The 21773-nt window shown below is 56.6% G+C and carries 18 protein-coding genes; 3 read left to right on the top strand and 15 right to left on the bottom strand.

Annotated features, from left to right (window positions below; all coding sequences use genetic code 11):
• The 8 genes from C7476_RS02685 to C7476_RS02650 all read right to left on the bottom strand — a co-directional run bounded on the left by C7476_RS02685 (window position 1) and on the right by C7476_RS02650 (window position 8859).
• Window positions 1–249, bottom strand: a complete 249-nt coding sequence (locus C7476_RS02685) for a DUF4170 domain-containing protein (RefSeq protein ID WP_114428334.1) — start codon at window positions 247–249, stop codon at window positions 1–3.
• Between the two features lie 40 nt (window positions 250–289).
• Window positions 290–1099, bottom strand: a complete 810-nt coding sequence (locus C7476_RS02680) for a 3'(2'),5'-bisphosphate nucleotidase CysQ (RefSeq protein ID WP_114428333.1) — start codon at window positions 1097–1099, stop codon at window positions 290–292.
• On the bottom strand, window positions 1086–2429 hold the full coding sequence (locus C7476_RS02675) for a TldD/PmbA family protein (protein WP_114428332.1): 1344 nt from the start codon (window positions 2427–2429) through the stop codon (window positions 1086–1088). The genes C7476_RS02680 and C7476_RS02675 overlap by 14 nt, the downstream gene beginning before the upstream one ends.
• A 272-nt stretch (window positions 2430–2701) precedes the next feature.
• Entirely contained in the window at window positions 2702–3604 is a 903-nt protein-coding gene (locus tag C7476_RS02670) for a patatin-like phospholipase family protein (RefSeq protein ID WP_245426039.1), read from the bottom strand.
• 16 nt (window positions 3605–3620) lie between these two features.
• Window positions 3621–4931, bottom strand: a complete 1311-nt coding sequence (locus C7476_RS02665) for a M16 family metallopeptidase (RefSeq protein WP_114428331.1) — start codon at window positions 4929–4931, stop codon at window positions 3621–3623.
• Window positions 4928–6400 carry a M16 family metallopeptidase gene (locus C7476_RS02660; protein WP_114428330.1) on the bottom strand — a complete coding sequence of 491 codons (1473 nt, stop codon included), beginning with the start codon at window positions 6398–6400 and terminating at the stop codon, window positions 4928–4930. The genes C7476_RS02665 and C7476_RS02660 overlap by 4 nt, the downstream gene beginning before the upstream one ends.
• A 48-nt stretch (window positions 6401–6448) precedes the next feature.
• Window positions 6449–7006 carry a 16S rRNA (guanine(966)-N(2))-methyltransferase RsmD gene (gene rsmD / locus C7476_RS02655; RefSeq protein ID WP_114428329.1) on the bottom strand — a complete coding sequence of 186 codons (558 nt, stop codon included), beginning with the start codon at window positions 7004–7006 and terminating at the stop codon, window positions 6449–6451.
• An 11-nt stretch (window positions 7007–7017) separates the two neighbouring features.
• Window positions 7018–8859 carry a pseudouridine synthase gene (locus C7476_RS02650; RefSeq protein WP_114428328.1) on the bottom strand — a complete coding sequence of 614 codons (1842 nt, stop codon included), beginning with the start codon at window positions 8857–8859 and terminating at the stop codon, window positions 7018–7020.
• Window positions 8860–8958: 99 nt separating this feature from the next.
• Between C7476_RS02650 and C7476_RS02645 the strand changes: the two genes are divergently transcribed.
• The gene (locus tag C7476_RS02645; protein WP_425373937.1) at window positions 8959–9390 is read left to right on the top strand and encodes a nucleoside deaminase; all 432 of its coding nucleotides are present in this window, start codon (window positions 8959–8961) and stop codon (window positions 9388–9390) included.
• Here the strand turns inward: C7476_RS02645 and C7476_RS02640 are convergent.
• The 7 genes from C7476_RS02640 to C7476_RS02610 form a co-directional block, all read right to left on the bottom strand.
• Window positions 9387–10373, bottom strand: coding sequence for an Lnb N-terminal periplasmic domain-containing protein (locus tag C7476_RS02640; protein ID WP_114428550.1), 987 nt, complete (start codon window positions 10371–10373; stop codon window positions 9387–9389). The two genes, C7476_RS02645 and C7476_RS02640, sit on opposite strands and share 4 nt — an antisense overlap.
• A gap of 83 nt (window positions 10374–10456) precedes the next feature.
• Window positions 10457–13057, bottom strand: coding sequence for an autotransporter outer membrane beta-barrel domain-containing protein (locus C7476_RS02635; protein ID WP_181872326.1), 2601 nt, complete (start codon window positions 13055–13057; stop codon window positions 10457–10459).
• Window positions 13058–13431: 374 nt separating this feature from the next.
• The gene (locus C7476_RS02630; RefSeq protein ID WP_114428325.1) at window positions 13432–14103 is read right to left on the bottom strand and encodes a hypothetical protein; all 672 of its coding nucleotides are present in this window, start codon (window positions 14101–14103) and stop codon (window positions 13432–13434) included.
• A gap of 190 nt (window positions 14104–14293) precedes the next feature.
• Window positions 14294–17233 carry an isoleucine--tRNA ligase gene (ileS, locus tag C7476_RS02625; protein WP_114428549.1) on the bottom strand — a complete coding sequence of 980 codons (2940 nt, stop codon included), beginning with the start codon at window positions 17231–17233 and terminating at the stop codon, window positions 14294–14296.
• A gap of 272 nt (window positions 17234–17505) precedes the next feature.
• Window positions 17506–18348, bottom strand: a complete 843-nt coding sequence (locus C7476_RS02620) for a MipA/OmpV family protein (RefSeq protein WP_114428324.1) — start codon at window positions 18346–18348, stop codon at window positions 17506–17508.
• A 103-nt stretch (window positions 18349–18451) separates the two neighbouring features.
• Entirely contained in the window at window positions 18452–19432 is a 981-nt protein-coding gene (locus C7476_RS02615; protein ID WP_114428548.1) for a bifunctional riboflavin kinase/FAD synthetase, read from the bottom strand.
• An 11-nt stretch (window positions 19433–19443) separates the two neighbouring features.
• Window positions 19444–20292, bottom strand: coding sequence for a TIGR01459 family HAD-type hydrolase (locus C7476_RS02610; protein ID WP_114428547.1), 849 nt, complete (start codon window positions 20290–20292; stop codon window positions 19444–19446).
• Between the two features lie 160 nt (window positions 20293–20452).
• Here C7476_RS02610 and C7476_RS02605 point away from each other — a divergent pair, with 160 nt between their 5' ends.
• Both C7476_RS02605 and C7476_RS02600 read left to right on the top strand, forming a co-directional pair.
• Entirely contained in the window at window positions 20453–21451 is a 999-nt protein-coding gene (locus tag C7476_RS02605; RefSeq protein WP_114428323.1) for a cation diffusion facilitator family transporter, read from the top strand.
• Window positions 21448–21762, top strand: coding sequence for an ArsR/SmtB family transcription factor (locus C7476_RS02600; RefSeq protein WP_114428322.1), 315 nt, complete (start codon window positions 21448–21450; stop codon window positions 21760–21762). Before C7476_RS02605 ends, C7476_RS02600 begins: the two co-directional genes overlap by 4 nt.
• Window positions 21763–21773 lie beyond the last annotated feature (11 nt).

Here is a 21773-nt window from a genome sequence, read left to right as displayed (position 1 = left end):
TCAGTCCGCCTTGCCTGTGACTGGATCCAGCAACTTATGCATGTGCACGATAAAATAGCGCATGTGCGCATTATCGACCGTCTGCTGTGCTTTGGATTTCCACGCGCGCTGTGCGGTTTCGAAATTTGGGTAGATGCCGACAATATCGAGCTTGTCGAGATCGCGAAATTCAACGCCGCCCAATTTCTTCAGCTCGCCACCAAAGACGAGATGAAGCAGTTGCTTTTGATCTGATGTGTTTTCGCTCATGGTTGCCCATCCAAATGATCGAATTGAAGTTATTGCCTGTTTATCCGAAGGCGGTTTCGGCGACAACGGCCAACATGTTATCCATTAGTAGACCGCTGGCTGCAACGAGCGCCTCATGTCGATAATCGCCAGTGCTGGTATTGCGCAAGCCGTAGGTGAGTGGCTTGCCATCCGCTGTCAAGACATTGCCACCCGCCTCCGAAAGGATGAGGTCCGCAGCAGCCAAATCCCAGTCATGCGAATTGGGGCGCACAAAAGTCCCGGCAATATCGCCACGCGCCACCATGGCAATCCGATAAGCCAGCGAGGCCACATAAGGAGCATGTTCGATGGGAGCAAGGAACCGCTCGGGCAGTCTTTTCAAGAATGCAGCAGGACCCGCTACCTTGAATGGTTGGTTCTCGGCCTGGACGCGAATAGCACTGCCGTTTTGTACCGCCCCGAAACCTGGCACTGCCGTGAATATTTCGTTGCGCGCAGGACAGTCGAGGACACCTGCGACAGGCCGCCCATTTTCAATGACGGCAACGCTGACACACCAGACATCCTGCCCTTCGATAAAGGCTCGAGTTCCATCGATCGGATCGACCACAAAGAACCGTTGTCTCGGTGAGACTACCCGTTCATCGAGGGTCTCTTCCGATATCCAGCCATAGTCGGGCCGGGCCGTCAGCAACATGTCCTTTAGATACTTGTCTGCAGCAAGGTCTGCCTCTGTGACCGGCGAATTGCCTGTCTTCATCCAGATCTGCGGCGCTTGCTTAAAATACGAGAGCGCTATTCGCCCCGCACCCTCTGCAGCCTCTCGTATCAGTTCGAGATCTTCGCGGTTTTGTTTATTTGCCGGCAAGAGTCATGCCTTCGATCAGGAGAGTCGGGCTGGCAACACCGAAATTGCGATCGATATCGTTGGCGGCAATGAGATTGAGAAACATCTCTTTAAGGTTGGAGGCGATGGTGACTTCGCTCACCGGGTAGGCAAGTTCACCATTCTCGATCCAGAACCCCGAAGCACCGCGGCTATATTCGCCAGTAACCATATCTACGCCATGGCCGAAGAGTTCGGTAACATAGAAGCCCGTGCAGACGCTGCGGATAATTTCTTCTGGTGTCTTATCTCCGGGTTCTATAGCGAAGTTGGTCGAAGATGGGACCACCGTCGAGCCGGAACGCACACCCCGCCCGTTCGTGGTCAAGCCCAGTTCCTTGGCGGTCGAGGTTGACAGAAACCAGTGCCTGAGCACACCATTCTCAATCATGTTGAGCGGCACGCCCTCCATCCCTTCACCATCGAACGGACGTGAGGAGGGGCCGCGGACCCGCAATGGATCGTCGGTGACATTGATCGCGTCCGAAAGAATTTTCGTCCCCATACGATCCTTGAGAAAACTGGTCTTGCGCGCCACCGATGCGCCATTGATCGCGCTGGCGATATGGCTGGCAATGCCACGGGCTACGCGCGGATCGAAGACGACGTTGACGCGGCCCGTCTTTGCCTGGCGTGCACCAAGGCGTTTGACAGCCCGCTCGCCGGCGGAGCGACCAATGGCTTCAGCATCTTCCAAAGCCTCGAAATAGATACGCGACGAAAAATCATAATCGCGTTCCATGGCAGTGCCGCTTCCGGCAATGGCACTGACCGAGCGTGAAAAGCGCGAACCCATGTACTGCCCGGCAAAGCCGCCAGACGTAACAAGCACAAGCCCACCCATTCCCGCCGACGCCGATCCGCCACCGGAATTGGTAACGCCTTCGACAGCAAGAGCGGCTTCTTCCGCGGCAAGCGCCGCCTCGGTCAATTGTGCAGCATCGACCACCGTCGAATCGTACAGGTCGAGGTCGCGGATGTTGCGCACGAGATTTTCCGGAGCAGCAAGCCCTTCAAATGCGTCATCCGGTGAAACTTTGGCCATGGCGACGGCACGTTCCGCCAAAACTTTCGGATCAACGCCGGCATTGGCCGAAACGCTCGCAACCTTGCGTCCGACGAATACGCGCAGAGAAAACTCGTCACTTTCCGACGATTCCGTTGATTCGACTTTTCCGAGCCGAACAGTCACGCCTGTCGAGCGCGAACGTACGACAACCGCGTCGGCGGCATCGGCGCCAGCGCGCTTTGCAGCTTCTACAAGTGCCGCCGCATTGTCTACGAATTCGCGGGAATTTACCGGCTCGGTCATTTTCGTCTCTAACGTTGATTGCATGATAGGATGCAGGACTTATCTGACCAAAAGTCAGATGTATTCCTTCCTATATGGTGCAAATTGGGGTCTATCAAGGCAAGCTAACGCAACAATCTCACCGCCGTGGTCACAAATATATGCTCTCGCAAAGCAGCAACCTCTATTTTCAGGAACGGGCACTTCTCGCAGGGGCAATTATTGCGGCGCCGATCAGCACGGCTCTCGACGAGGAGAGCGAGGCCGAGGCCACTCCGACTGAGGAGGCGTATTCACTCCAGCTCGCGATGTACCACATAGGTGATGGCGGCATCGACCGCGCGTTTCAACTCTTCCTTGATGCCGGCCGAGTCGCGCAATACCTGCTCCACGCGGAGAAAGTCGAGAACACCGAACCGTGCGACGTTTGGGCGGAGGAAAATTGCCGGCGGATCGGTACGCAGGCGTGTCGCGATGATCGACTGCATCATCAGCTGACTGGCGCCGAACATCGCATCGATGGACGACGGAAACTTGCCGAGATCGCCTTCCGGTCCTCCAACAACATCGATAGCGATCACAAACTGTGCCTTGTCCTTCAGGTGATCGAACGGAACAGGGTTATAGATGCCGCCATCGATGAGAATACAATCGTTCCGACGAACGGGCCGGAACACTGCCGGTATGGCTGCTGACGCGGCGATGGCGCTGTAGAGATCACCCTCGGCGATCGGCACCTCTCTTTGACCGTAAAAGTCGGTGGCGGTTACACTCAGTGGAATAGTCAATTCTTCGAACGTATCCGGAATGCAATCGGGAAGAAAACTCTTGAGCACCTTTTCAATGTTGAACTGGCTGAAGCGGATACCACCGCCCAGCATTTCGCCAAAACTGGCAGGGCGCATACGCCATAGGCGTGCCGCAATTTCGGCACGCCGCGATAAAGTGGCGATCGCATACTCGCGGATGTCACGGCCGGACATGCCCGCCGCCATGCCCGCGCCCATGATCGCACCGATGGAGGAACCGGATATTGCCGTTGGCCGGATGCCAAGCTCGTCCAGGGCCTCGATGACGTTGATATGAGCGAGCCCCCTCGCCCCACCGCCGCCGAATGCAATGGCGAAAGTCGGCGTGTCGGCGGGGCTACCCGCGCCATTTGATCCATGCATCTCTTGTAGATCGCGAGCGATCATGGCGCTCCCGTCCTTCTCAGGATTGTGGCGATCCGACGATGAGAATAGCCGGATCCGTTTCAAGCAATTTTTTGGCCGCGGCTTTCAACTGATCGAGCGTAACAGCATTGATCAGTTCGGCGCGCTTGTCGATATAATCCCGGCCAAGATTTTCGTCCTGCAAGCCAATAAGCGTACTGGCGACAGCCGACGACGAGTCGAGATTGTTCACGGCATAGGATCCGACCAGGTATTTCTTGGCCTCGACGAGTTCGTCTTCAGTCGGGCCGTCCTTGGCCATTTTGGCGATCTCGGTCTTCAAGATCTGCAGGGTTTCGTTGGCGCGATCAGCCCGGGTGGCCGTGTTCACCATCAGCGCCGCCATATGATCGCGGGTAACGAGATTCGAGCCCGCCGAATAGGCAAGACCGCGCTTTTCGCGCACCTCGTTGTAAATGCGCGAAGAGAACGTGCCGCCGCCAAGAATATGGTTCATGATATAGGCGGGAAAGAAATCCGGATCCTGACGGCGAACACCGGGATAAACCATGGAGATCGATGTCTGCGGCAGGGCGTAGTCGACGCGCGTGGTCTGGCCAAACGCAAGCTTGGCCTCGCTGATAGTCTCCAGTTCAGCTTTCTCCGGAAGGTCGCCAAAAACCTTGTCAAGCAACGGACTTAACTCTTCCGGACTGATCGAACCGACCACTGCAACGATCAAATTATCGCGGGCGAAATTGCGTTTGTGAAAGGTTGCCAGATCATTATGGGTGATCGAATTCAGGCTCGTTTCAGTGCCTTCTGAACGACGCCCATAGGGATGATCGCCATAAAGCACTTCTGCGAATTTACGTCCGGCTATCGTGTTGGGATCGCGTTCAGATGACTTGATCCCCGCAATAATCTGCTGACGAATCCGGTCGATCGGGGCTTGATCGAAACGCGGCTTGTTGACCGCCAGTGTCAAAAGATCAACGGCTTGATCCCGCTTCTCTGCGAGCATACGAATGGATCCCGTAACATCGTCATCGTCAGCGTTGAAACCCATCTCGGCGCCGACGTCGTCAAGCTTCTCCTGAAACGTTTCCGAATCGAGATCACCGGCGCCTTCATCGAAGAGGCCCGTCATCAAATTGGCAAGGCCTTCCTTGCCGTTAGGATCCTGTGTCGATCCGCCTTTGAACGAAAAGCGCATCGAAATCAGCGGGACGAAATCGTCCTGCACCAGCCAGGCCTTTATGCCTTTCGGCGAGACAACTTCTTTTATTTCGACTGCATAGCTTGGGGCAACCGAAAAGGAGATCAGGAAAAACAGGGCGGCAAATCGCTTCATGATTGGCGCAGTCATTGGACGGCCCCTTCTGCAGGCGCTTCTGGTTGTTGTGCTTCTGCGGGCTCGTTGTCCGATTTCTGATCGGGTTTGCCGTCCTCCGGCATGAGATAGCTCGTAACCGAGCGGCTATCGACAAGATACCGCTGCGCCACACTCTGGATATCCTGAACCTTCACGGCACGAATGCGGTCCGGCCATTCCTGGATATCCTGAATGGTTTGTCCGGTCGAGAGCGTCGAGCCATAGATGCGCGCCATGCCGGCCTGGCTGTCACGGGCGAAAATCACGCTTTTCAGGAAACGATTGCGCGCCTTCTCAAGTTCATCTTCCGTTACGCCATCCTTGACGATTCTGGCGATCTGAGCGTCAATACCAGCTTCGACTTCGGTCAGGGTTGCTGTACCGCGCGGCGAACCGTAGACACCGAAACTGCCGGTATCCAGCGAACTGCCTTGATAGTACGCGCGGGCGCTTGCAGCAGTTCCGTCACTGATGACCAGAGACTGGTAGATTCGACTGCGGTTGGATCCACCCAAAATTTCGCTCAAGAGATCCAAGGCTTCGGCGTCTCCGGGTTTGGCACTGGTATAGGAAGGAGCAAGCCACATCTTCTGGAAACTCGGCTGCGAGACCCGCGGATCAGCCAAGGATACGGTTCGCTTGGTGTTCTGCTCAGGCTCCTGCGGACGCTCGCGTTTTCCAGGTTCTGCCCGGCGCGGAACCTTGCCATAAGTCTTTTCCGCAAGCGCCTCTACCGTAGCCAGATCGACATCACCCGAGACGACAAGCGTAGCGTTATTCGGGGTATAATATTTGACGTAAAATGCCAGCGCGTCCTTGAGATTTAACTGCTGCATTTCGTGCAGCCAGCCGATCACCGGCATCCGGTATGGATGGTTCTGGTAGAGCGTTGCATTGACCTCTTCCGCAAGCAGAGCTGAAGGGTTGCTGTCGGTCCGCGAGCGGCGCTCCTCAAGCACGACATCGCGCTCGGTCTTGACCACATCGTCATTGAGAATGAGGTTTTCCATACGGTCGGCCTCATAGGTCATGACCATTTCGAGAGCCGATGGCGCGACCTGCTGATAGAATGCAGTGTAGTCGTAGGAGGTAAAAGCGTTTTCCTGCCCGCCAATCTCGGCGACCTTGCGGGAAAATTCACCAGCTGGATAGGTCTTGGTGGCTTTGAACATAAGGTGTTCAAAGAAATGTGCGATACCGGATTTGCCGGGTTCTTCATCTGCTGAACCGACGTGGTACCACATCATGTGGGTGACGACAGGCGCGCGATGATCCGGAATCACAACGACTTCGAGTCCGTTGTCCAGATGGAACGACGAAACGTCATCTTTATTGGTTGTCTCGATCGCCTTCGCGGTTGGCGGAACAGTATCTGCGCGTGCTGGAACGAAGGAAACAGCCGTGAGGGTCAGCGCGCCGGCCAGGACGAGTGCCGCAACGCCGCGGCTTAAAACGAAGGACATGCAGATCGATCCAGTTCTGTTTCACGAATAGCGATACAATCGCGGTCTTTACGACTTCAATGTGACAAGCCGTATAACCGTTCCGCCGTATGGACGTTCTTCGACAACCGAAAATCGCGGATCGAGTTCGACCGAAGCTTCAGCCTCTTCCTCAAGCACCAGAAGTGTGTCTGGATTGAGCCAACCGCCCTCGAGTGCGGATTTGAATGCCATCTCGCCGAGGCCTCTCCCATAGGGGGGATCGGCAAAGACCAGATCAAATGGTTCGATGGTGCCTGCGTCGCCAAGTTTCGTCGCATCACGTCGGAATATCTTGGTGTTGCCGAGCAGACTGAATGCCTCGACGTTGGTGCGGATCAGTCCGCGCCCTTCCGTCGATTCTTCGATGAAGACACCATAGCGAGCGCCGCGTGATAATGCCTCCAGGCCCAGTGCGCCAGTCCCGGCGAAAAGGTCGAGTACGCGCGTCGATTCAAACTTTTCCGGATAGTTGTGCACCAGAATATTGAAAAGGCTTTCGCGCGTACGGTCGGTCGTCGGCCGTATTGCGTTGGAGGCGGGCGTCGCCAAGGCACGCCCGCGAAATCTGCCACCGACAATTCGCATGGCTTCAGGTCCTAGGATTTGGGTTTGTCGCCACGCGGACGACCACTTGCGCCGCCACCGGTCCGGCCTCTCGGTGGACCTTTGGGCCCGCCATATGATCGGTCTCCGCTTTTACCATCCTGGCGGCCGGGCGCTCGGGTTGGCTTGCCGCTCGCCCCATAGGGGCGTTCGGCACGCGCTGGGCGATCACCCTGAGCCGGACGCTCACCCCTCGCTTCCCGCTCCTTCAATTCGGCACGCTCCCGCTTGCCGACGCGCGGGGGACGATCCGGACGAGGTCCGTCCCGAGAACCTTCCGGCCGCGTATCCCCGAATGCCCGCTTCGGTCGATCAGCATTGTCGCCTTCGCTTCGTGGGGCGCGCGGAGAAAAACTGCGTGGCTTGTCGCCGGCATAACCAGCTGACGAACGGCCGCCGGTGGGGCGATCCCCTCCAGGACGATCGCCGGCAGGCCGAGTGGAGCTTTCTCCGAAACGCTTCGGCTTGTCAGCCCGCGGGCTGTCCGAACGGTTTCGCTCTTCTCGCGCTGCCACGGCCTTGGCCCTCGCCTTGCCCATCGGACGCGCGCCAGGCGCCATCCAGACATTGGCGCCGCGAGATTTGCGCGGAGCTGCGGCTTCGTCTTCCTTGCGCTCCCGATCGGCTTTCGATGACACGCCGTGTTGGGCGCGCGGCTTTCGATCGTCTTCGCGTGGCGCGCGTGCCGGACGATCATCACGACCGCTGCGAGGCACCGCCGGTCGCTCATTGCGATCCGTAGTCCAGCGCGACAACGTTTCCTCCCGCTTCTCATCCTTCGATTTGCGCGGCCCACGTGCCTTGGCGACAGGAGCGCTGGAAATCCACTCGGATGAGCGACGTTCAGGACGCTCGCTCGGTTGCTGGACCGCTTCACCCTTCACCGCATCATTGGAGAACACGTTTATTATCGGTGCATCGAAATCGGCACCCGAGTCCTCGATCAGCCGTTCGCCAAGCTGGTCGCGCAAGGTTCGACCATTCATTTCGCGTACCGAGCCTTCCGGCAGGTCGCTGAGCTGGAACGGTCCGTAGGAAATGCGGATCAGCCGGTTGACTGAAAGTCCAAGTGCGCCGAGTACATTTTTGACTTCGCGGTTTTTACCTTCGCGCAAGCCAACCATGATCCAGACGTTCGAGCCCTGTTCACGTTCCAGGGTCGCTTCGATCGCGCCGTAGAAGACGCCATCGACTGCAATGCCATCCTTGAGCGTATCGAGCTTTTCCTGGGTAATGCTGCCATGAGCACGAACACGATAGCGGCGGAGCCAGCCGGTGGACGGCAGTTCAAGAGCGCGAGACAGGCCGCCATCATTGGTGAGAAGCAGCAAGCCTTCCGTGTTGATATCGAGACGACCTACGGAAAGAACGCGCGGCATATCCTTGGGCAAGGATTCAAAGACGGTCTGGCGCCCTTCCGGATCACGGTTGGTCGTTACAAGACCTGCAGGCTTGTGGTAGAGCCAAAGACGCGTGCGTTCCTTTTGCGGCAAAGGCTTTCCATCGACTTCGATGCGATCAGCAGGCATGACGTTGATGGCCGGGCTTTCGAGCCGCTTGCCATTGACGGAAACACGGCCCGCGGCGATCATCGTTTCGGCCTCGCGCCGAGAAGCTATGCCGGCGCGTGCCAAGCGCTTAGCTATACGCTCGCCTTCTTCGACCGGTGCTTCGTCACGTGGCGATTTGCGCTGATCGACTCCGCGCTTGGCGGGAGCGGCGCCATCGAACTTGCGTGGGCCTCTGGCGCGATCGCCATCGTTGCCTCGCTTGTCGAAGCTGCGCTTTTCAAAGGGACGTTTGCCGCCCTTCCCGTCATCATTTGAACTTGTCATGGAATGTTTGCCTTTCAGCAGCGCTCACTAACAGCTATGAGGTTTTCTTGCGAGTAAATTCTGGACGATGAGCGCCGCGTGAACCAAAAAACTGATCCAATGAGTGTGGCTCTGGCCGAAGCGCGTGACGCCGCGACGCGCAGCGAGGTGCCGATCGGTGCGGTCCTGGTCAAGGATGGGACAATCGTGGCACAGGCGGGCAATCGCACGCGCGAGCTCAACGATCCAACAGCGCATGCGGAAATCCTTGTCATTCGCGAAGCCTGCCACATCCTTAGTGACGAACGCCTCACCGGGTGCGATCTCTACGTGACGTTGGAGCCCTGCACCATGTGTGCGGCGGCAATTTCTTTCGCCCGTATAAGGCGACTCTATTACGGCGCACAGGACATCAAAGGCGGCGGCGTGGAAAACGGTGCGCGGTTTTTTGCTCAGCCGACTTGCCACCATGCACCGGAGGTATATTCCGGCTTTCAGGAGCAGGAAGTGGAAGTCATGCTCAAGGAATTCTTCCGCACCAAAAGACTCTAGTTTTCCGCCCTGATCTTCGCGGAAAAGTCCGTATCCGAGCCAGCGTCCTGAGCACGCTGGTTGATCGAAGCTGATTTTATCGTCGCGTCCAACGATCCCTGATGATCGATGGCGCCGATATCATAGAGATAGCCGGGCAAATAACCTGACAGAATGACCCGGTAATCGAGCGGCAGTTCCGGAGTTATAGCGCGCACCATGTCGAATATGACCGTCGTGCAATTGGCAGTTATCGTATTATAGAATTTGGCTGTGCTCGCCAGATGATTGGCGTTGTCGATATAGGACAGGAAGAGTGCCTGTCGCATCTCCGGCTTGAGATTGATGCGGTAGCGATAAACATCTTCCTTGCGGATATTGGTTCGCAATCGAATGATATCGCGCTCGTCTGCGGCAATCATCGCCAGTTCGAATTCCTTGAAGAAACCTCCGATTTCCGAGAATGTTTCATGACGCTCCTTGCGTATCTCTGCGGAGAAAACAACATGGTCGCCATTTTTGAACCCGAAGCTGACAAGCGTGTGGGCGATAGCGGGGTTCGACCAATAGGACAGAAACAGGTCGACGGACTCCAGATCTTGAAGATCATAAGTCCGAACTTCCCAGCGCGGTGTATAGTCAGCCTGCGTCCGCCATTCAAAGTTGCGAATGTTGGATAGCGTTACATAGTTACCGTTCAGTGAGCCGGTCACGGTCTGCGCAACATCATCGGCCCAAATACGATTCAACGAGGGTGTGATGGTGCTCCACCAATAGCCGAGGCCAATCATGACCGGAACCAGCACAATGAGTGCGCGCCAGGCGCGCCCCTTGAATTCGAGCCAAAGTACGGAGAAAGCGATCGCCGCCCAGAGCAAGAGGCAACCAATATTACCGGCAATGCCAAACGGCAATTGATACCAGAGTGCAAACCCTCCCCACAGAAAGCCAATAAGCGTCAAAATTATGAGGATGATCAGGCCAAGAAATCGCAGGATGAACAATTGTTGCGGTCCTCGATGGGAAGATGGAAGCGACGCGGTCCCCTTGTAAACGAAAGCATCAATCCGTTCCACAATTCTCGCTGCTAGAATCGCACTGTCAGATCGGCTTTGACACCATGATCCTGCACTTCGCTGGCAATCTGCCCACGATAGGAAAAGCCAAACGTGGTGGCCGGCGCCAGATCAATGTCAAAACCCAACTCGACCAGCGCAGCATCCCGAGCGAGCGGCAATGCCGATATCTCGAAGCTATCCATACCGCCAAATGCAAGCGACGATAACGGCGTGACATCACCGTACGCATGCTGCCAGCCTGCCATGCCGCGAAGCGTTGCCCTGGCATCGCCGAACAACAATTGCTTTGAGATGCGCAATCCAAGCGTGGTAAATGTCACATCGGTGTCCGACGAAGCACCGGCCAGCGCGGCCGAACCGCCCTTTTCAGCGAAACTGTCAACATGCAGATTGGCATAGGACAAATTGGCAAACGGCTCGAGAGCGATGCTTTTGACCTGAACTCCATAGCTCAATTCGCCAAAGACCTGTGCCGTTCCACCATCGTAGTTGGCAGACAGACGTTCCTGCGATCCTGTGAACTGGACCAGACGATCGGTGTCGATGGCATGCCAAGTATAGTTTGCACCCGAGCGCAGGTTGAGGGTCCCAAACTCCGCACCCCCATAGATACCTAAATGATAATTATCGACATCGGCTGAAGCACCCAGGCCTGGTTCGTCGATGCTGGTGTGGCTATAACCAGCCAACATGCCGATGCGGGTATTTCCGCCAAACGGCACGTCGCCGCCGACCAGAATGCCGCCCACCGATCGTTCAAGACCAGGCACTTGGTCATTGCTGTTCCAATCGGCCCACGACCCGAAACCTTGCCCCCAAACGGTGAAGCGATCGACTGCCGCTGCCTGGGGCTCGACACCGTCTGGCCCATAAGCCAGAATCGGAAAGGACGGCGCTGCGACGGCCCCGAATGCAGCACGAAGCCGGTTGTTGGCCGCATCCCGTATGAAATGGCTGTCATCCAGCAGCACGCTCTTGAGAGAAGCGTGAATTTCACCGGGCAGCTGGGCGATCGTCAGCGGTGCGATCGCCCTGTCCAATCCCAGCAATTTTCCGATGAGGGGATTGTCATCAGGCATTGGATCCAGCGCGACGAAATCGTCGATAGATTTTGCGGCGCTGCGCTGATTGGGTGTCTTTGCGATTTCGGCAAAGTCGATGTCGTTGCGGCGCAGGATCAGCATGACGTTGTTTGGATCATAGGTCAGGGCGGGATCGAGGAACTGGAGGTTCGATGTCACGACGCCGAACTCGCTGCCATTCAATCCGCCCGTGGCCGTCAGGATGGTATAGGACGTACCGATACGCCAACTGCCGGATGAAGCGATGACATCCACATGTGCGCTGCCCAGCGTTGCATTTCCAGAGACCAATGTCCCGTCGCTGTTGCCAGCCGGATCGACTTCGACCTGATAGGTCGACCCTTGGCTGAACGAGAGATTGCCGTTGACATGCAGGGTACCGATGGAATTGCCGGGAGCAAGCAGACCGCCATCACTGATCGACGTCGAGCCCACGGTACCCGTCCCACCCAGTAAATTGCCAGCTTGAACAGTGACAGCTCCGCCAAGTGTGCCATTCACAATAAGATCGCCGCCGGCGAGATTTGTATTGCCCGAGAAAGCGCTGCTGTCTCCTGTCTGGATCACGTTGCCTGAAAGCACATTGAATGCGCCCAGCCCACTCATGCGAGCAGCAAGATTATAGTCCGTCGCGGGATCGAGATTGAACGTGCCGTTGCCTGCGCCAAAAGCGATGCTATCCGTTTGCAAAGTTCCGCCTAGAACGTTGAGCGTTCCTGACGAACCAGATTCGGAAGCGATGCTTATGACTGGGCTTGTAACTGTACCGCCGCTACCAATGTTCAATGTTCCGGTACCGGAATTTCCAATGGTCAGTTCCGATGCAGCAGAAAGCGTAGCTCCTGTGCCAGCGACATTGACAATGCCGGTCCCTGATCCGGCTGCGATATTCTGCGCAGGTACCCCAGCCCCTCCGCCAATATCAACCCTATCAAGACTTCGAACAGCGGCGCCGTCCAGCACTGAGAGCGAACCACTCCCGCCGAGGCCGACGAACAGAAAACGCCCCGGATCGAGCATTGAGTTGACACCCCGGGTGGTGACAGCGCCGCTGCCTTCGGGGAATCGCGCTACAGCGACGACCGTATCGGTCGATACGCGGCCACCTTCAATGATATCCAGCGAACCTGAGCCTCGAATGCCGACGCTTAGCCGGGATCCGGCCTCCCAGAGGGAACCGGTGCCATCAACTCGGACCGTTCCAGAGCCGCCGGCTTCTGACCCGATCGCCGCCGCTGCAGGATCCCCATTAAAATCCGCACCGGCATCGAAGACCCTTGCACCATTCTCGATAACGAGCACCCCTGATCCAGCTCCGCCGATCAACATCTGATGGCCATAGTCGAACAACGATCCCGCTCCTGTCACGAGAACGGTGCCAACAGAGGCAGTATTGCTCCCGATATCCGTCGTGAATCGAGTTATAATCAGATCGTTACGCGAAAGAAATGCAACACCACCATCACGAATGATCAGTGAACCTTCGCCATCGATCCCGCCGATAAGATCGCTGCCGACATCAAGCAAATATCCCACATCCCAAGGACTGGGCTGTGGGCCGGGGGTTGTCAGAATTCCGCTGGTGATATGGCCGCTCGTGACGATTTGTTGTGCAACGCCCGGTTCCGCAGATAGGAGAGTAACCAAGGACAAAAAGAACGTTGTCAGACCCGTGCGCAAAGCACGAGTAGTTTTATCCCTCACCCTGACAACAATCATTCGAACACCCCCCAACGCCCCAAGGGTTTCGACTAGTGTCAGAAATAATAACACTTAAGTATTAGGGTGCGCAAATATCGTCGTAGTTGCAATTATTGCCGGTCTTGACGACCTTCGCGGTCGGTCAAGGAATAGTGGCCAACAATTGTGTGACCTGCAGACTGCGCGCGCTCGGTGAATCTCTATTCCCAAGGAATGAGACTTTTCCAACTGAAGCCTTTGTCTTTTTTGGCAGCGGCTTTACGTTCCCGTTCTTTCTTGGCCTCGTCTTCACCCAGCTCATTGGCTGCAGCGGTTGAGGCTGGCGCACGGTATTCGAGTGGCGGCTCGCTCAGGTAACGACGCGTCGTTGGCGATCCGGCTGTTGACGCAAGCTTGCGAGCGCGAAAATCTGCCCCCGCACTGCTTTTCGATCCCTGATTGGCGGGAGACTTGTCGTTGAAGAACCCATATTCCGGCTTGCCTGCAGATTGCTGGGCAAGAGGCATATCATTCTCGACTTCCGGCACGAAATTCGGATTGTTCTGGTTGGCGGTAGCTGTGTCGCGTATGCGCTTGCGCCGCGCCTCGGGCGATTCCGGCCAGTTTGCGCTGTCGGTTGTCACGACATCATTCTGCGGTGCTGGCAGTTGTGCTACCTTGCCCTCGGCTGGGCGGACGAGTTCGGGACGCGGGTTGTAAGCGATCTGGTTCTTCTTCTTGGATTGTCCGAAGGAGGCCATGTTCGATACGTCGTCGAGGAGCTGGCTGCCAGCGGTTTTATCCGTACCATAGGTGGGCGACGACATGCAGCCGCCAAGCGCCAGTGACGCGACCAGTGCACCGAAAACCGTAATGCGTCCGTTCAAATCCATATTCGCTATTTCCAACCCATGTCTGGGCAGTTCCGACTGCCGATCAATTTTGCTTGATCTATGCCCTGCCTCTAAAATCAGGCAACTCAATGGCAAGCCTTTTACATGAGGCCGATTAGATTAAGCAAGTCTGTGCATGTTTTTACAGAGGATATGCGGATCACTTTATCCAGCAATCCGCATTTCTTCTCTAAACAGCAAGTTTTCCAAGTTTTTCCAGCTCATGTAGAGCGACGGCGTCGCGGGCTGAAACGTCCGGGAAAGCCGGGTCCAAGCCGACATCGTGCGTATATCGCCACGAACGGGCACACTTCATGCCTGTTGCACGTTGAGATACGACTGCGACGCCCTTCACATCATCGGCGACAAATGCAACTGAAGGTGCTTTTTCGCTTTTTATCGTGATGTCGCTGGTGATGCAGATCTCCGCCATATCCAGACCTTTCACCGCGGCAAGCAATTCCGGATCGGTAATGTAGACCACAGGCGCCGCCTCCAAGGACGAGCCGATGGTTTTCTTTGCCCTCTCCAGTTCGAGCGCGCCAGTTACGACACGGCGGACATCTTTCACCTTGCGCCATTTGGCGGCGAGTTCGTCGTTCTTCCATTCCTTTGGCGCTTCGCGGAACTGCTCCAGATGCACCGATACTGCGTCCTTGTGGAGGTCCAGCCAAGCCTCCTCCATCGTGAACGGTAGCATCGGGGCCAGCCACGTGACGATGCGGTCAAAGAGATAGCGAACGACTTGAAGCGAGGCTTTGCGTCTGATGCTCGACGGCGCATCGCAATAGAGCGAGTCCTTGCGAATATCGAAATACAAGGCCGAGAGTTCGACATTCATGAAGTCGATAAGCGCGCGTGTGATACGCTTGAACTCGAAAGCGTCATAGCCCGTGCGTACAACTTCATCGAGTTCCGCAAGCCGATGCAGCATCAGCTTCTCGAGCTCTGGCATATCCTGATAGGCGATCTCATCGCCCTCATCATGAGCAAGCGTGCCAAGCATCCAGCGGATCGTGTTACGCAATTTGCGATAGGCGTCGATGTTGGTCTGGATGATGTTCTTGCCGAGACGTTGGTCTTCCCAATAATCAGTCGTCATGACCCAAAGACGCAGGATATCCGCACCGGAATCCTTGATGACATCCTGCGGCGTCACCGTATTGCCGAGCGATTTCGACATCTTTCGCCCCTCTTCGTCCATGGTGAACCCATGGGTGACAAGGGTGTCGTAGGGCGCACGACCACGCGTACCGCAGCTTTCCAGCAGCGAGGAATGGAACCAGCCGCGGTGCTGGTCGGAACCTTCGAGATAGACATCGGCAGGCCATTTCAGGTCGGGCCGGTCCTCCAGCGTAAACACATGGGTTGAACCGGAATCGAACCAGACATCGAGAATGTCGCGGACCTGCGTCCACGGCTCATTGGCCTTTTCGCCAAGGAACCGCTCGCGAGCACCTTCGGCAAACCATGCATCGGCACCTTCTTCTTCGAACGCTGCGAGGATGCGAGCGTTGACGCCGTCGTCCTTCAGGACATTGCCATCGTCATCAGCGAAGACGCAGATCGGCACACCCCAGGCGCGCTGGCGCGACAACACCCAATCGGGCCGATCCTCGATCATGGCGCGAAGCCGATTCTGGCCACCGGCAGGGACGAAACGTGTTTCGTCGATCGCGGCAAGCGCGCGCGAACGAAGCGTCGTCTGATCGCCGAGGTCCTTGTCCATATAGACGAACCATTGCGGTGTATTGCGGAAGATCACCGGCTTCTTCGAGCGCCACGAATGCGGATACGAGTGCTTGAGGCGGCCCCGCGCAAACAATGCGTTGCGGGCAATGAGTTCTTCGATGACGGCCTTGTTGGCATCGCCCTTCTTGCCATTGTCGTCGATAACGCGCGCGGCACCGCCTTCACGGTCCGGTCCGAAGCCCGGCGCGTCCTTGGTATAGTAGCCGGCATCATCGACGGTGAACGGGATGGCCGAAGAAATGCCACGAGCTTCAAGGTCGCTGCGCGCATCCGTCCATGCATCGAAATCCTCGCGGCCATGACTGGGAGAGGTATGCACGAAACCTGTGCCGGCATCGTCGGTGACATGATCGCCGGGCAGCATGGGCACGGGAAATTCATATCCGCCGCCAAGGCCTTTAAAGGGATGAGCAAGCGTGATCGCTGCAAGTTCATCAGCCGAAACCGTCCTGATGCGCTTGAAGGTCAGCTTTGCTTTCGTTGCCGATTCTTCGGCAAGCGCATCGGCAAAGATCAGCTTTTCACCTGGACGTGGACCGAAATCATTCTCCGCAGATTCAACCTCATATAGACCATAGGCAACGCGTGGCGAATAGCTAACGGCACGGTTACCTGGGATGGTCCAGGGGGTCGTCGTCCAGATGACGACATGAGCATTCAGCAATTCAGGTTTCATTTCGGCGCCATCACGGCTCATGAAAAGCACCGGGAATTTCACCCAGATCGTGTCGCTTTCGATGTCGGCGTATTCGACCTCCGCTTCGGCGAGCGCCGTCCGCTCGACCACCGACCACATAACGGGCTTCGAGCCGCGATAAAGCTGGCCGGACATGGCGAATTTCAATAATTCACCGGCAATGCGGCTTTCCGCATGGAAGGCCATCGTCGTGTAGGGGTTTTCGAAATCGCCTTCGATGCCGAGGCGCTTGAACTCCGCCGACTGGACCTTGATCCAGTGGGTGGCGAACTCACGGCATTCCTTGCGGAATTCGTTGATCGGCACGTCGTCCTTGTCCTTGCCTTTGGCGCGGTACTGCTCCTCGATCTTCCATTCGATCGGCAAGCCGTGGCAGTCCCAGCCGGGCACATAATTGGAATTATAGCCGCGCATCTGGAATGAACGGGTGATGACGTCCTTGAGGATCTTGTTCAGCGCGTGGCCGATATGGATGTTGCCGTTGGCATAGGGCGGACCATCATGCAGGACATAGAGCGGACGCCCATTCGCGTCCTCACGCAGCTTCTCGTAGAGCTTCATCTCCTGCCAGCGTGCGACGAATTCCGGCTCCTTGGCAGGCAGCCCGGCGCGCATCGGAAAGTCCGTCTGCGGCAGATAGAGTGTTTTCGAATAGTCAAGTGTCGTGGACGTATCGGTCATTTTACCAGCTTGTGATGGGGCCCGCGCGTTATCGCAGCGGGCAAAATTCGAAGAAATCATATAAGAGCGCAAAGGCGCCGCCCCGGACCTTCCGCACCGCAAAGCCGAAGCTTCAGGAACGCGGCAAGGCCGGGCCAGTAATTCGTATCGCCTGAATAGGTATGGACTGCGCGCCAGTCCAGCAAACGGTTTTCATGCCGCGCTTTTAGCAATCACCGCTCATAGAATAAAGAGGGAGGCGCAATAAACTTCGCGTGCGCGTCCTCAACACCTTAGAGAGCGAAGTCGAAGCGGTAGGTTGCCTGCACGCCCAACGTCGCCTGATTGGCCGAACCGCGCTCCCTGACAAGGCTTGAATCTGCCGCTGGTCCCATCAACCGGCTATACTCGGCATAGGCGCTCGTGGTGATCTTGTCGGTGGTCTGCCAGGTGATTTGACCGCCGACCCCAAGCGATTTAAGGCCACCGCCCGGAGAATACCGTGCGAGGCCCGACGCCGCAGACTCGCTGGCAGTCACACCATAATATTCCTCGAAATAATCTTTGGAGGCGACGGTTGCACGTGGGCCCGCAGACACGCGCACTGTCGGTGTTATGTCCTTGAAAGCATCGATGGCAAAATCGGCAACGACGCCGTCATGAGCGCCGATACCGCGCCGTACCTCGACCCGACCGCGAATATTGTCTGTCGGATAGAATTCTGCAAAGCCACCGAGCTCGAATCCCCAGTCGACATCGTGAAGGCCTTTGAGATCGTCAGAGTCACCACGGTCGCGCCCGGTGATCAGTTTACCCGTGATACCAGCCCGAAAAACGCCTGTGTCGATGAAACCGAGGGAGGCGTTGTCGTTGAGCGAGGAAAAACGAACCGACTTACCTGCACGGCCAAGGGAGATAACCGGGGCAGCGCTGAGCATATAGTCCTTGGCGCCTTCATACTTTGGAGCAACGAAGCCTTTGGCACCAAGCGTCAGATACCAGTCACCCGACCACCAATGATCCCCGCGCGTGCTACTGGTTGGCTGGCTGTCCGGATAATACTCATCAGCAAAAACTGCAGTTGATCCCGCAAAAAACAGTGCGCTCGAGAGAGCGCCAATCAGGCGAATAGACATGAAATTACTCCGGAACCCTGCCTGGGAGGTGGCAAGCTATCTGGCGAAACTACCGAAAGATAGATAAAATTGGCTTTATTGTCTTGGTAAACAATTTACCAATTCAATCGAAGTTGATCGTCTGGTCGAGCGCCGACAATGGCCGCACACCCTGCAGCAAGGCCCGCGATTCCTCTTCATCACGCTTAATTTGCTGCATCATCGGTTTCAGGCCGTCGAATTTTTCCTCGCCGCGCAGATAACCAAAGAATGATACAGCGCAGGTTTCACCATAGAGATCGCCGTTGAAGTCGAAGACATAGGTTTCGAGCAGCGGTTCGCCGTCCGTGTCGACGGTCGGCCGCCGGCCGAAGCTGGCAACGCCATCGTAGAGTGTGCCGTCCGCCCTGCGGAAGCGCACGGCGTAAATGCCGTGTTTCAGATGTGTTTCCGGCGGCAAAACCATGTTGGCTGTCGGAAATCCAATGGTGCGGCCTAGCTGTTTGCCGCGAATGACCTCTGCCCGAATACGGTGGCGATAACCGAGTAGACCCGCGGCCTCCACCACCTCCCCTTCGCCGAAAAGTTCGCGAATACGGCTCGATGAGATTGCGTGGCCGCCCTCATCGCGGAAGGCATCGACCAGAGTGACGTGAAAGCCACGCTTTTCGCCGGCATCCATCAGAAAGGCGGGTCCGCCCTGACGGTTCTTGCCGAAATGAAAATCAAAACCAGTAACGATGCGGCTCGCCGCCAGGGCGCCGACCAGTATCCGGTCTACAAATACGTCCGCAGTCAGCTGCGAAAACTCGCGGGTGAAATGGCACTCGACCACTGCATCAAAGCCCAATGCTTCGAGAATGGAGGCTTTCTCGGCGGCCGGGGTCAAGCGGTCGACCGGCTGGTCCGGTACAAACACGCTGCGCGGATGCGGCTCGAAAGTCAGCACTAGGGAAGGCTTTCCCGCCGCCTGCGCCGCCTCGAGCGCACGTTCCAGCACAGCCTGGTGACCGCGATGCACACCATCAAAATTGCCAATCGCGACAACGGCATCTTTGAGGTGCTCGGGCAAATGGTTCGGATCGCTCAGACGCAAGATCGACATGAACATTAGCCTCAGGCCAGCATTGTCATTGTGGCCACAGGATTGCTGCCGTGCTTCGCCAGAAATGCAAGCAGTTTCTCAAGGTCTTGAACGCCGCCCATGACGTAGTCTCCCGCGTGGATACCACCAGAAATATAGAGAGCATCGATCCCGAAAAGGTCGGCGCCCTTGATGTCAGTCAGCATACCATCGCCGATAGCGAGGACGCGCGCGAGATCGACAGGCTCTCCGCGCACTTCCGCAGCAGCGGCAACAGCGGCCTCGTAGATTGGGCGATGCGGTTTGCCGGCAATCAATGTCCGGCCACCGAGTTGACTGTAATCACGGGCAAGTGCTCCCGCGCACCAAATGAGGCGGTCGCCACGTTCGACGACAATATCCGGATTGGCGCAAATGAACGGCAGATCGCGCGACCGGAATCGAGTGAGCATTTCTGCATAATCTTCCGGCGTTTCCGTCTCATCATCAAAGAATCCGGTGCACACGACGACGTCTGCTTCGCGTTCCTCGACAAGTTCGACGTCCAGCCCTTCATACAGCGTTTCATCGCGCTCAGGCCCAAGGTGAAAGACATGGCGCGGCGCATTGCGGATCAACTCGCGCGTGACATCGCCGGACGTGACGATGCGATCATAGGATGATTCAGGAACACCAAGCGCGTGTATTTGCTGCGCAACGCTATCGAAACGGCGCGGTGCATTGGTTATGAGCACGACCGTCAGACCGGCTTTCCGTGCACGCGATAACGCTGCTGATGCGGAAGCAAAGGAATCCACGCCATTGTGTAGAACGCCCCAGACATCGCAGAGGAGTACATCGTAACGATCCATCAATTCGTCGAGACGCTGCAAATGTATCATATCGGTCATGCCGATCCTTTCCGAGAACGCAAAGCCCGACATCGCTTACCCGATTGCATGAAATGTGTCACCCATGATCATCGGCGATTGTTTCGCGTCCAAATATTGACAGCATACATATGAACAACTATTGATATGTTGGTTATCACCAGGGCAAGCCATGTCACATTCACACGAAGGCCACGACCACGCATCGAAGATCACGGTGGATAATCAGCGCAAAGTGCTGATTGCGTTTTTCATTACATTTGCCTTCATGATCGTCGAAGTTATCGGCGGTCTATTGTCTGGTTCGCTGGCGCTGATCGCCGATGCTGGTCACATGGTGACCGACGCAGCTGCCCTCGCGCTGTCCTATGCGGCATTCCATTTCGGCAAACGGGCCGCGGATGAGCGCCGCACGTTCGGTTATTTGCGTTTTGAAGTCATTGCCGGGCTGATGAACGCCATAGCGCTCTTCGCGATTCTCATCTGGATTACCATCGAAGCAATTGATCGCTTCCGCAACCCCGGCGAAGTACTGGCAGGGCCGATGCTGATCGTCGCGACGATCGGACTGGTTATCAACATAGCTGTATTCTGGATCCTTACGCGCGGCGACAGCGAGCATGTCAATATCAAAGGAGCAGTCCTGCATGTGCTTGGCGATCTGCTTGGTTCCGTCGGGACAATCATCGCCGCTGTCGTCATCTATTATACGGACTGGACGCCGATAGATCCCATCCTCTCTGTCTTCGTCTGCCTGCTTATCTTGCGTAGCGCCTGGGCATTGCTGCGAAATTCAATGCATATTCTTCTTGAAGGTGCGCCGGCGAACGCCTCGCCTGAAGAAATCGAGCAGCACTTGAAGAAAACCATACCCGGCTGCGCCAATGTTCGGCACGTTCACGTCTGGATGATTACATCAGGGAAAGCGCTCGCGACGTTGCATGTGCTGCCGCAAGCGGACGCCAACCCGCGTTTGCTGGTCAAACGGGTCGAGATCGAGCTCAGGACGAAATTCGGGATTGAACACTCCACCATTGCCATCGACTGGCCGGATACCGCGCCGGAGGATTGCTGCCTTGGCGTAGAGCCGGGCGGCGACCACGAAGAACATGACCACGCGGATCACGACCATGCGGAGCATGACCATCGTCACGAGGGCCATAAGCATTGAACAAGCTGGCGATCCCATCACAACTCGATACGACGATCCTCGCAGAGACGTTTCGGCTGCTCGGCGACCCGACGCGGCTGCGCATCCTGTTCTTCTGCCTCGACGAGCCGAGATCAGTCGGTGATATAGCGACGAGCCTCGATCTGTCGCAATCGCTGGTAAGCCACCATTTGCGCCTATTGCGCGGTGCACGGCTGGTACGCGGCAACCGGCAGGCCAAGCAGATTTTCTATGAGCTCGCCGACAAGCATGTCAGCGACATGCTTGTCGATATGGCGCATCACGTTTGTGAAGAGGGCGGCGAGGATTGACGCTGCACTTT

The sequence above is a fragment of the Phyllobacterium bourgognense genome (assembly GCF_003337575.1).
Taxonomy (GTDB): domain Bacteria; phylum Pseudomonadota; class Alphaproteobacteria; order Rhizobiales; family Rhizobiaceae; genus Phyllobacterium; species Phyllobacterium bourgognense.
This window is presented reverse-complemented; position numbering and strand designations above follow the sequence as displayed.

Coding starts and splice junctions, on each gene's coding strand:
- C7476_RS02685 (WP_114428334.1), bottom strand. CDS start 249: ATGAGCGAAAACACATCAGATCAAAAGCAACTGCTTCATCTCGTCTTT.
- C7476_RS02675 (WP_114428332.1), bottom strand. CDS start 2,429: ATGACCGAGCCGGTAAATTCCCGCGAATTCGTAGACAATGCGGCGGCA.
- C7476_RS02670 (WP_245426039.1), bottom strand. CDS start 3,604: ATGATCGCTCGCGATCTACAAGAGATGCATGGATCAAATGGCGCGGGT.
- C7476_RS02665 (WP_114428331.1), bottom strand. CDS start 4,931: ATGACTGCGCCAATCATGAAGCGATTTGCCGCCCTGTTTTTCCTGATC.
- C7476_RS02660 (WP_114428330.1), bottom strand. CDS start 6,400: ATGTCCTTCGTTTTAAGCCGCGGCGTTGCGGCACTCGTCCTGGCCGGC.
- rsmD (WP_114428329.1), bottom strand. CDS start 7,006: ATGCGAATTGTCGGTGGCAGATTTCGCGGGCGTGCCTTGGCGACGCCC.
- C7476_RS02650 (WP_114428328.1), bottom strand. CDS start 8,859: ATGACAAGTTCAAATGATGACGGGAAGGGCGGCAAACGTCCCTTTGAA.
- C7476_RS02645 (WP_425373937.1), top strand. CDS start 8,959: ATGAGTGTGGCTCTGGCCGAAGCGCGTGACGCCGCGACGCGCAGCGAG.
- C7476_RS02630 (WP_114428325.1), bottom strand. CDS start 14,103: ATGGATTTGAACGGACGCATTACGGTTTTCGGTGCACTGGTCGCGTCA.
- ileS (WP_114428549.1), bottom strand. CDS start 17,233: ATGACCGATACGTCCACGACACTTGACTATTCGAAAACACTCTATCTG.
- C7476_RS02620 (WP_114428324.1), bottom strand. CDS start 18,348: ATGTCTATTCGCCTGATTGGCGCTCTCTCGAGCGCACTGTTTTTTGCG.
- C7476_RS02615 (WP_114428548.1), bottom strand. CDS start 19,432: ATGTCGATCTTGCGTCTGAGCGATCCGAACCATTTGCCCGAGCACCTC.
- C7476_RS02610 (WP_114428547.1), bottom strand. CDS start 20,292: ATGATACATTTGCAGCGTCTCGACGAATTGATGGATCGTTACGATGTA.
- C7476_RS02605 (WP_114428323.1), top strand. CDS start 20,453: ATGTCACATTCACACGAAGGCCACGACCACGCATCGAAGATCACGGTG.